Here is a 1,297-nt window from a genome sequence, read left to right on the forward strand (position 1 = left end):
GGTTGCGTCCCTTAGTGTGGTGTAACGCTTGCTGATGGTGGGTCCCGGAAAGTAGTGGGCGGCCACCGCCAGTTAGCCTTTCGACTCAACTACCACATCTCACCGAAAGGCCTATGACGATGACCGCTGCACCGTATTCTATCGACCCGACAACCTATCTGGATGATTTGCTGGCCCAAGCGTCTCCGGATTTGATGCGCCAGATGCTGCAAGGGTTTATCAACCAGATCCTCTCCGCCCAGGCTGACACCGTCTGCGGCGCCGAATACGGAGTTGTATCCACCGAGCGGGTCAACCACCGCAACGGGTATCGCCACCGCGACCTTGACACCCGTGTCGGCACGATCGACGTGGCGGTGCCGAAACTGCGCCACGGCGCGTTCTTCCCAGACTGGCTGTTAGAGCGCCGCTCACGAGCAGAACGAGCCTTATCGACTGTGATCGCCACGTGCTACCTTAAAGGGGTTTCCACCCGCAGGATGAATGATCTGGTGGCTACGCTTGGGATTTCCAGCATGTCGAAATCGCAAGTCTCACGCATGTCAGAAGAACTCGACGACATGGTCGCAGACTTCAAAAACCGCCCACTAGACCCCGGCGGGTACGCCTTTTTATCGTGCGATGCGCTCACGATCAAAGTCCGTGAAGGCGGCCGGGTGGTCAAATGCTCAGTGCTGCTTGCCACCGGAGTCAACGCCGACGGGTATCGCGAAATGCTCGGCATGCACGTCGCCACCGCGGAATCCAACGCGTCGTGGAAAGGCTTCTTCCAGGACTTAAAAGCCCGCGGACTTACTGGGGTATTCCTTATCACAAGTGATGCCCACGAAGGCATCCAGCACGCCATTTCCGAAGTGCTGCCCAATGCGTCGTGGCAGCGGTGCCGCACCCATTTCGCGAAGAACCTCTACGAAAAGGTCCCGAAAACACAATGGCCGATGGTCTCTGCGATGTTCCAGACAATCTTCCAGCAACCTGACGCCACATCCACTTGGGCTCAAGCCCGCGAAGTTGTCGACCTACTGGAGCCGAAATTCCCTCACGTCGCGGCGTATTTGGAGGAATCACTCGATGAAGTACTGGCGTTTACCGCAGCGCCGAAACCAGTCTGGACGAAGGTGTGGTCAAACAACCCCACAGAACGGTTAAACCGTGAGATCCGCCGGCGCACCGACGTCGTCGGCATTTTCCCAAACCGTGAATCCATCATCCGGCTTGTCGGTGCGGTCCTAGCCGAGCAACACGACGACTGGATCCAACAAAAACGCTACATGTCACTGACCGCACTCGAACACAC

At 57.5% G+C, this 1,297-nt stretch carries 1 protein-coding gene; it reads left to right on the forward strand.

From position 1 onward, the window contains the following. Positions 1-119: 119 nt before the first annotated feature. Positions 120-1,297, forward strand: a 1,178-nt coding sequence (locus MHX52_RS10290) for an IS256-like element IS3506 family transposase (protein ID WP_239318094.1), incomplete at its 3' end; no start/stop codon positions are given.

Source organism: Corynebacterium sp. ACRQJ, assembly GCF_022346045.1.
Taxonomy (GTDB): Bacteria; Actinomycetota; Actinomycetes; order Mycobacteriales; family Mycobacteriaceae; genus Corynebacterium; species Corynebacterium evansiae.